This is a genomic window from Hominiventricola aquisgranensis, assembly GCF_040096225.1.
GTDB lineage: Bacteria > Bacillota > Clostridia > Lachnospirales > Lachnospiraceae > Hominiventricola > Hominiventricola aquisgranensis.
This window is the reverse complement of the sequence record NZ_JBBMFC010000048.1, coordinates 1-9,345: the sequence shown is the minus strand read 5'-3', so window position 1 is coordinate 9,345 and position 9,345 is coordinate 1. Positions and strand designations below refer to the sequence as shown.

Annotated in this window: 7 protein-coding genes and 1 pseudogene; all 8 read left to right on the top strand. The window is 43.4% G+C overall.

Annotation, left to right across the window (positions count from 1 at the left end; genetic code table 11):
- A pseudogene (locus WMO62_RS15035) lies at window positions 1–717 on the top strand (VirD4-like conjugal transfer protein, CD1115 family); the annotation flags it as partial.
- A 218-nt stretch (window positions 718–935) separates the two neighbouring features.
- Entirely contained in the window at window positions 936–1,151 is a 216-nt protein-coding gene (locus WMO62_RS15030; protein ID WP_017144663.1) for a Maff2 family mobile element protein, read from the top strand.
- A gap of 12 nt (window positions 1,152–1,163) precedes the next feature.
- Window positions 1,164–2,033, top strand: a complete 870-nt coding sequence (locus WMO62_RS15025; protein ID WP_227589487.1) for a VirB6/TrbL-like conjugal transfer protein, CD1112 family — start codon at window positions 1,164–1,166, stop codon at window positions 2,031–2,033.
- Window positions 2,034–2,056: 23 nt separating this feature from the next.
- Complete coding sequence (locus tag WMO62_RS15020; RefSeq protein WP_092073132.1) at window positions 2,057–2,521, top strand: PrgI family protein; 465 nt, start codon at window positions 2,057–2,059, stop codon at window positions 2,519–2,521.
- On the top strand, window positions 2,403–4,859 hold the full coding sequence (locus WMO62_RS15015) for a VirB4-like conjugal transfer ATPase, CD1110 family (RefSeq protein WP_207211679.1): 2,457 nt from the start codon (window positions 2,403–2,405) through the stop codon (window positions 4,857–4,859). The genes WMO62_RS15020 and WMO62_RS15015 overlap by 119 nt, the downstream gene beginning before the upstream one ends.
- A 145-nt stretch (window positions 4,860–5,004) precedes the next feature.
- Window positions 5,005–7,806, top strand: coding sequence for a CD1108 family mobile element protein (locus WMO62_RS15010; protein ID WP_227589498.1), 2,802 nt, complete (start codon window positions 5,005–5,007; stop codon window positions 7,804–7,806).
- A gap of 42 nt (window positions 7,807–7,848) precedes the next feature.
- A complete protein-coding gene (locus WMO62_RS15005; RefSeq protein ID WP_008688068.1) occupies window positions 7,849–8,151 on the top strand; it encodes a DUF4315 family protein in 303 nt (100 codons plus the stop codon).
- A partial coding sequence (locus WMO62_RS15000) for a CD1107 family mobile element protein (RefSeq protein ID WP_349145186.1) occupies window positions 8,105–9,345 on the top strand: 1,241 nt, incomplete at its 3' end. The genes WMO62_RS15005 and WMO62_RS15000, both read left to right, overlap by 47 nt.

The following is a 9,345-nucleotide window of genomic DNA, read 5'->3' as shown; positions in this document are numbered from 1 at the left end:
CTGGAAAGACAGCGAAAAGTATTTTGATATCCTGTGGAGCCAGACTTGCCCCATTTGATATCGCAGAACTTCGTGAGATCATGTCTTACGATGAAATGGAACTGGATAAGATCGGTGACAGGAAAACAGCCTTGTTTCTGATCATGTCCGATACGGATACCACATTCAACTTTGTGATTGCCATGTTACAGTCACAGCTTTTCAATCTGCTTTGTGATAAGGCAGATGATGTATATGGTGGAAGACTGCCGGTGCATGTGCGTGTCATCGCTGATGAGTTTGCCAACATCGGGCAGATTCCTCAGTTTGACAAGCTGATCGCAACTATCCGAAGCAGGGAAATCTCTGCTTCTATTATTTTGCAGTCCCAGAGTCAGCTAAAGGCAATGTATAAGGATAGTGCAGATACCATTCTGGGCAACTGTGATACTACACTTTTTCTTGGTGGCAAAGAGAAAACCACCTTAAAGGAAATGAGTGAGCTTCTGGGGAAGGAAACCATTGACCTGTATAACACTTCGGAGACGAGGAGTAATCAGAAGTCCTTTGGATTGAACTACCAGAAAACAGGCAAACAGCTGATGACGGAAGATGAGATTGCAGTCATGGATGGAGGAAAATGTATCCTGCAGATCCGTGGTGCCAGACCATTTTTCTCGGATAAATATGATATCACGAAACACAAAAACTATCGGCTTCTTGCAGATGAAAACGAGAAGAACCGGTACAAAGTAGAGAAAGAGTTAAATCCACAGTACACACCGAAACCCGAAGAAGAGGTGGAAGTGATTCATGTAGAACTGTCGGAGTAACCTTGGGAATGAACGAAAAATAATGAGGAAAGGAATAACTGACATTAGGTGCGCCGGCTTTTTAGTCGGTGTTTTTTCATTCCCGTAAACACCTGAAAGAAGTCAGTTTTGGTTTATGAATATATGGCATTTTTTAGCAGCGCAATTACAACTTTAAAAACTCTTGTAGTCGCTATCGGCGCAGGTCTTGGTGTGTGGGGTGTCGTGAACCTTCTGGAAGGATATGGAAATGACAATCCCGGCGCTAAGAGCCAGGGCATCAAACAGCTGATGGCTGGTGCCGGAATCATGCTGCTGGGAACTACCCTGATTCCACAGCTGGCAACATTGTTCTCTTAAGAGGAGTGGTAGATGAACACCATCATTGAGAGAATTACGGAAGCGATAAAGGATATCCTGATCGGACTTATCAAGTCATGTTTGGATAACATGTTCACGTCTGTCAATGAGCAGGTGGGAACCATAGCCGGGCAGGTGGGACAGACACCGCAGGGGTGGAATGCAGGGATTTTTAATCTGATTCAGAATATATCCCAAACGGTGATCGTCCCCATTGCGGGACTGATCATCACCTTTGTCCTGTGCTATGAATTGATCACGATGGTAACACAAAAAAACAATTTCCATGAATTTGAGACTTATAACATTTTCCTCTGGATTTTCAAAGCGTATGTAGCCATTTATCTGGTGACAAATACGTTCAATATCACGATGGCGGTCTTTGACGTTGGCCAACATGTGGTCAATAATGCCGCCGGGGTGATATCAGGAAACACTGCGGTGGATGCAACAGAAGCAATTACACGAATTGTGGATGCCCTGGAGGATATGGAGTTAGGGGATTTGTTCCTGCTATCCATGGAAACGCTGCTGATCAGTATTACCATGCGGATTCTGTCAATCATCATAACCGTTGTTTTGTACGGAAGAATGATAGAAATTTACCTTTATACTTCCATAGCACCAATTCCGTTTGCCACCATGACCAATAAGGAATGGGGCAATATCGGAAACAACTATTTAAAAGGCTTGTTCGCACTGGCATTTCAGGGATTCTTCATGATGGTCTGTGTGGGAATTTATGCAGTTTTAGTAAATGCAATGACCATATCCAGTGACCTTCATGCAGCAATGTTTTCAGTAGCGGCTTATACCGTGATTCTTGCATTTTCATTATTCAAGACCGGAAGCCTTAGCAAATCGATATTCAATGCCCACTAACGGGCAGGAAAGGAGCGCATACCATGGCGTATGTACCAGTACCAAAAGACCTTACCAAGGTCAAAACAAAAGTAGCATTAAATCTGACAAAGCGGCAGTTGATTTTCTTTTCACTTGCCGCAGTTGTGGGAATTCCGTTTTATCTGTTCATGAGAAAACCAATCGGTTCCAGTATCGCTGCCATTTTGATGGTAACGGTCATGCTTCCGTTTTTCTTCATGGCGATGTATGAAAAAGACGGGCTTCCCTTTGAAAAAGTGGTGGCAAATATCATTCGACAGAAGTTTATCTGTCCGGCGGTAAGACCATATAAGACAGAAAATTTTTATCAGGAGATTTCCACCCTTGTAAAAAAGGAGGGTGTGCCGGATGGCAAAAAAGACAAAGCAGGAGGCTCAGCAGGAGCGTCTGTCCCTGGCGGAAAAAAGAAACCGTCAGGAAAGAAAAAACAAAAAAAGCAGAAAAGAAAGAGAACAGGAAAAGCGTAGGAAGAAACAGGAACGGGACCGTAGGAAACAGAAAAACATTCCTACAACTGCACAGCAGAGTATTCCGTATATTCGGATGCTGCAGGATGGTATCTGCCAGGTGACAAAGACCTTTTTCTCCAAGACAATTCAGTTTTATGACATCAATTATCAGCTTGCTTTAAATGAGGATAAGACCACGATATTTGAGAATTACTGTGATTTCTTAAATTACTTTGATTCTTCCATCAGTGTGCAGCTGTCCTTTATCAATCAGCAGGTGGATGTGGCAGAATTTGAGAAAAGCATCGATATTCCGGATCAGAACGATGACTTCAATGCCATTCGTGAAGAGTACCGTACTATGCTGAAAAATCAGCTTTCCAAAGGAAATAATGGTCTGGTAAAGACAAAATATATCACTTTTGGAATCGAAGCAGAAAGCCTGAAGGTGGCAAGACCAAGGCTTGAAAGAATCGAAACGGATATCTTAAATAACTTTAAGGTTCTGGGAGCACAGGCACATTCTTTGAATGGACTGGAAAGGCTGGAGATTCTGTATCATGTGTTCAACCAGGATCGGATCGAACCATTTAAGTTCCAGTATAAGATGCTGCCGGAAACTGGATTAAAAACTAAAGATTTTATTGCACCGACTTCCTTTAACTTTTCCAAGAATCAGACATTTTTGATGGGAAGAACGATGGGAAGTGTAAGTTACCTGCAGATTCTTGCACCAGAGCTGACAGACCGGATGCTTGCAGATTTCCTGGATGTAGATGACAGTATTAATGTCAACATCCATATCCAGTCTATTGACCAGAGTTCAGCGATCAAGATGATCAAGAGCAAGATTTCAGATTTGGATAAGATGAAGATCGAAGAGCAGAAACGAGCGGTACGTTCCGGTTATGATATGGACGTGCTTCCATCGGACCTTGTAACCTATGGAGAAGAAGCGAAGAACCTGCTGGAAGATCTGCAGTCCAGAAATGAGAGAATGTTCCTTGTAACGGTTCTGGTTATGAATACAGCAAAGAAGCGTCAGAAACTGGATAATAATATTTTCCAGGTGCAGGGAATCGCACAGAAATATAACTGTTCTTTAAAACAGTTGGATTATCAGCAGGAAGCAGCACTCATGTCCTGTATTCCACTGGGAGTCAATCGGATTGAAATTCAGAGAGGGCTTACCACATCTTCAACAGCGATCTTCGTGCCGTTTACGACACAGGAACTGTTTCAGGAAGGGGAAGCTCTTTATTATGGACTGAATGCATTATCCAACAACATGATCATGGTTGATCGGAAGCGTCTGAAGAACCCAAATGGACTGATTCTTGGTACACCAGGTTCCGGTAAGTCTTTCTCAGCAAAGAGGGAAATTACAAACTGCTTTTTGATCACGGAAGACGATATCATTATCTGTGATCCAGAAGCCGAATATTCGGCACTTGTGCAGGCACTGTATGGGCAGGTAGTTCGGGTTTCGCCAGTATCTGACCAGTATATCAATCCAATGGATCTGAACCTGAACTATTCCGAGGAAGATAATCCACTGTCACTGAAAGCAGATTTTATTCTGTCTTTGTGTGAGCTGATTGTTGGAGGAAAGAATGGACTGGAGCCGGTAGAAAAGACCATCATTGACCGCTGTGTACGGTTAGTATATCAGGAATATCTTGCCGATCCAGTGCCGGAGAAGATGCCAATCCTGGAGGATTTATACAACCTTCTGAGAAAACAGGAAGAGCCGGAAGCACAGCGACTGGCCACTTCGTTGGAAATCTATGTTACAGGTTCTCTGAATGTGTTTAACCATCAGACAAACGTGGATATTAATAACCGTATTGTCTGCTTTGATATCAAGGAACTTGGTAAACAGTTGAAAAAGATTGGGATGCTTGTCATTCAGGATCAGGTCTGGAACAGGGTAACAATGAACCGTTCTGCTCATAAGTCCACCAGATACTATGTGGATGAGTTCCATCTTCTTTTGAAGGAAGAGCAGACCGCAGCTTATAGTGTGGAGATATGGAAGAGATTTCGTAAATGGGGTGGTATTCCAACTGGAATCACCCAGAATATAAAAGATTTATTGTCTTCCAGGGAGATAGAGAATATATTTGAAAATTCAGATTTTATTTATATGCTGAACCAGGCTTCCGGAGACAGGCAGATTCTGGCAAAGCAGCTGAATATCTCACCAACCCAGCTGTCCTATGTAACCAACAGTAATGAGGGGGAAGGACTTCTGTTCTATGGAAATGTCATTATCCCATTTGTAGACAGATTCCCGAAGAATTCCCTCTATAAAATCATGACAACCCGCTTAGAGGAGACCTCTGAAGCAGGTTAAATCAAAGGAGAAAACAATGTTACGAGTAATTTCATATGTATTAACTTTTAGTGGCGGTGCTGTTTTCGGCATCGCTTTTCTCTGCTTATTGCAGGCAGGGAAAGGGTATCCGAAGAAGGAGGAGTAAGTAGTGGCAGAACAGAGAATGAAAGTCAGGGACAAGAAAGTCCAGAAGATGACAAAGGATGGTCTGGTAGAAGAAAACCTGACAGATAAATCTTCTGTTCGTGTCAGTAACCGTGCCAGTGATGTGCAGATGGGAAGAAAACAGGGGGAAAAAGAAGAACACCTTGTGGATAAGTCTCCCCGCCAGTCTGAACGGAGTGGGAAAAATATTCGTCCCTCTGTGCAAAAATCCAGAGATGCACCGGAACTGATGCGAACAGAGAACCAAAGTGAGGATTTTGGACAAAATAGAAAGCAACAAAACCGGAAAAGAATCCGTGCTGAAGTCGGAAAAGAATCCAGATTTGCAGAAAAATCCGAAGCCAGCCAGTCAGGGAGACTGAAAGAAAAACGTGCGGATCTTTCAGAAAACAGAGGAGACAGCCGGAGAAATCAGACAGGTGGCAGCAAAAAGCCAAAACAAAAACAGCGTTTGAAGTTTGCTTATGAGGAAACGGGTGCTTCTGTGAAAAATGATAAAGATATGGAGAAATTGAACCAGATGGATGCGGATGGAGTCAATTTCCGACATCAGAAACAAAAGGAAAAAGCCAAAAAGTTTTCTTATGAGGAAGCCAAAAAGAAGAAGGAAGCAAAGCAGCATTCCAAGAAGGCACAGGTCTATCAGGCAAATGATGGAGAAGCTCCTGGAAAGAAAAAATCCCGCCTGAAGTTTGGTGAAGGGGAATCTGTGAAAACAGAAAAAGCTTCTGTTGTCAAGAAAGCAGGAAGTGCAACTTCCGTAGCATTGCACCGTGAGATCAGCAAAAATGAAGACGATAATGCGGCGGTAGAAGGTGCCCATAAGTTAGAAGAAAGCGGCGAAGGTGTTTACCGACTGGAACAGAGAAGTGCCAGACGCAGGAAACAGAGGGCATCCAGAAAAAGAAGCAGACTTGAAAGACAGGAAGAGAAACAGACACAGGCGGCAACCCGTCAGGAGCAGAAGAAACTGAAAAAACAGATTCAGAAGCAACAGATCAAACGGGATTATGCCAAAGCGAAGCGAAGTGAACAGACAGTAGGAACAGCTACAAAAGGTACGATTGATTATATCAAGAAGATTGGCGGCAAAGTCACCAACTTCTTTAAAGAAAACCGGAAGGTGTATATCAGTGTAGCAGTTCTGATCGGATTGATGTTTCTGATCATAACGAATGTCACGTCATGCTCTGCAGTGTTTTTACAAAATGTGATCACTTACACCGGAACCAGTTATCTGTCATCGGATCAGGCAATCCGGGAAGCGGAACTGTATTATACACAGCTGGAAGCTAATCTGCAGGAGCGGATCAACAACATGGAATCTGAAGAACCGGGACATGAGGAATACCGATATAACATCGGACCTATTGAGCATGATCCGTTTATCCTGATCAGTTATCTGTCAGCAAAGTATGAAGAATTTACCTTTGAACAGGTAAAGCCAGAACTGGATGCTCTTTTTGCATTGCAGTATCGGTTAGAAACAGAAGCAGTCAATGAGACTGTGACAGAGACAGCAACTGTAAGAGTTGGAGAATCTTTGGGACAAGTAGTGACCAGTGGATATTGTAACTGTCCGATCTGTTGTGGTGTTTGGAGCGGAGGACCGACTGCCAGTGGAGCATATCCAACTGCCAATCATACCTTAGCGGTAGATGCTTCCAATCCGTTTGTACCAATGGGAACAAAGGTAGTTATGAATGGTGTCGAATATATTGTAGAAGATACCGGAGCTTTCGCAAGATACGGTGTACAGTTTGATGTCTATTATGACAGTCATGCGGCAGCATCTGCACATGGACATCAGACATGGGAATGTTATCTGGCGGATGATAATGGAAGTCAGGAAGTGGAAGTGACCAGGACCAGAGATGTAGATGTACTGAATGTCACCTTAAATAGTGGAAACCTGATGTCAATCTGTCAGGAAAGGCTGGGATTTTTCCAGAAAGAACTGTTCAGTGCCTACAACGATACAAAAGGCAACTTGCAGATGTTTGCAACACCGGTTGATTTTAACTGGTATTCCAGTGTGACCAGCTATTATGGATACAGGATTCATCCAATATCAGGAGCAAATCAGCTTCATAATGGTATGGATATCGGAGCACCGGAAGGGACAAAAGTAATGGCAGGGCTGACCGGAACGGTTACAACTTCTGCTTATAATGACAGCTATGGAAATTACGTCATTATCAAAGACAGCAAAGGTTATGAGCTTCGCTATGCACACCTTAGCAGCCGGAGCGTATCTGCAGGAGCATCTGTTAGCAAAGGTGATGAAATTGGTCTGGTAGGAAACACTGGAAATTCGACAGGAAGCCATCTTCATATTGAACTGTTAAAAAATGGAGAACGGTTGAACCCGATCTTTTATCTGGAAACAGGAGAAGGTTCCAGTTTTGGTGGCAATGAATACACCAGTGAAGCGGCACAGCGATTACTAGAAGAAGCGGCAAAATATCTCGGAACACCGTATGTGTGGGGTGGATATTCCCCAAGTGGATTCGATTGTTCCGGATTTGTAAGCTACTGTCTGACAAACTCTGGTGTAAGGAATACAGGAAGATTAACAGCACAGGGACTGTACAACATTTGTACACCAGTATCCCAGTCGGAGGCGCAGCCGGGAGATTTGATTTTCTTTACTGGAACTTACGACGCAGGGGAGCCGGTAACGCATATCGGAATCTATGTAGGCAATGGTCAGATGATCCATTGTGGACATCCGGTGCAGTATACGTCCATCAATTCCCCATACTGGCAGAGCCATTTCTATGGATTTGGACGATGGTAAGAAAAAAGGGCGGCTGCATCAGCCGTCCGGAAAGGAGAACCGATGAAAAGTCTTGAAAAAGCTACGGCAGATTATGAGAAAGCCAAAGAGAAAATGGAAGCTTCCAAAGCCAGATATGAAGCAGATTTAAAGCGGTTCAAGGCTGCGGAGATTGCAAAAACAGAAGCGGAAAATCTGGAAATTGTAAGAATTATCCGTGCAATGGATATGAGTATTCCGGAATTGGAAGCTTTCAAAAAGAGAATGAAAAATGAACTGCCCGGCAGGGTAGAAATACAGAAGGAGGAAACAAAAGCCGATGATGAATCTGGAAAAAATGAAACAGAAGAAGAGAACAATTACTAAAAGCAGGGTAAAAAAGAGCTTGCTTGCAGCAACGACATTTCTTTGCCTGACAACACCTTTGCTCCAGACACAGACTGCTTATGCAGCTGAGAATACCACGCCTGCAATCACGATTGAGAAACCGGATGGCTGGAAACAGGGAGAAACAACCATTGCTGTTACGGTAGATGCCAGTCATATGCCGGAAGGTTTCTCAATAGCAAAGATTGAAGCAAAAGCAGGAAAAGATGGAAGCTGGCAGGATGTAACCGGAAGTGGAAGTATCACGATCACTGGAAATCAGACAGTGTATGTGCGTGTTACAGATGGTGAGGGGAAGGTCTATGAGCAGAATCGCTCTATTAAGTGTTATGACACGGAAAAGCCTACACTCTCTGCTTCCCTGACAGATGGTGTGCTGACGATTCAGGGGAATGATGCAGTATCAGGGATTACTGCAGTAACAGTCAATGGCACCACTTATACAGACTTGAAGGATGGAATGCTGAGAGTGCAATTGACACAGAAAGATTTTACTACAAAACAGATTGAGATTACGGTAACAGACGGTGCCGGAAATACGTCTGAAAAGTATGTGTTACAGAATCCTTATTATGAATGGGCAAAGAAGCAGGCAGAGAAACAGAAAACTTCCAGTGACAGTAATGGTGCAATGGCAACCACGACCAGTGCAGATGCAACTGGGACTGAGAAAACAACGACTTCACCGCTTCCGCAGGATGCACAGGCTTCTGAGCCGACAGATGCAAAAGGAACCGTGGATGATCGGACAGTGACAGGTATTGAGGAACAGCTTAATAAAGAAGGCGAGACAGCAGATTCTGTTACCAAAACAGCTACGGAAGGCACAAAAGAGTTTTATACCATTTCAACTAAGAGTGGTAAGATTTTCTATCTGATCATCGACAATTCAAAATCTCAGGATAATGTGTATTTCCTTACCGAAGTTAGTGAAAAAGATCTGATGAACTTTACACTTTCTGATTCGGTGATACTTCCGGAAGTAGATACGGTTTATGCAGAACCAGAGAAAAAAGCAGAGGAAGAAAAGCCGGAAACGACAGAGTCAGCCGAGAAAGATAAGGTAGAGGATGATATTCAGATGCCTGAAGATAAAAGTCCATTTGGAACGTATCTTTTGATTGCACTGGTTGCAGTCGGAGCTGCGGCAGGAGGATATTACTTCAAAGTCTA

Excerpts from the sequence above, each read along its gene's own strand:
- WMO62_RS15030 (WP_017144663.1), top strand. The coding sequence starts at position 936 with ATGGCATTTTTTAGCAGCGCAATTACAACTTTAAAAACTCTTGTAGTC.
- WMO62_RS15025 (WP_227589487.1), top strand. The coding sequence starts at position 1,164 with ATGAACACCATCATTGAGAGAATTACGGAAGCGATAAAGGATATCCTG.
- WMO62_RS15020 (WP_092073132.1), top strand. The coding sequence starts at position 2,057 with ATGGCGTATGTACCAGTACCAAAAGACCTTACCAAGGTCAAAACAAAA.
- WMO62_RS15015 (WP_207211679.1), top strand. The coding sequence starts at position 2,403 with ATGGCAAAAAAGACAAAGCAGGAGGCTCAGCAGGAGCGTCTGTCCCTG.
- WMO62_RS15010 (WP_227589498.1), top strand. The coding sequence starts at position 5,005 with ATGAAAGTCAGGGACAAGAAAGTCCAGAAGATGACAAAGGATGGTCTG.
- WMO62_RS15005 (WP_008688068.1), top strand. The coding sequence starts at position 7,849 with ATGAAAAGTCTTGAAAAAGCTACGGCAGATTATGAGAAAGCCAAAGAG.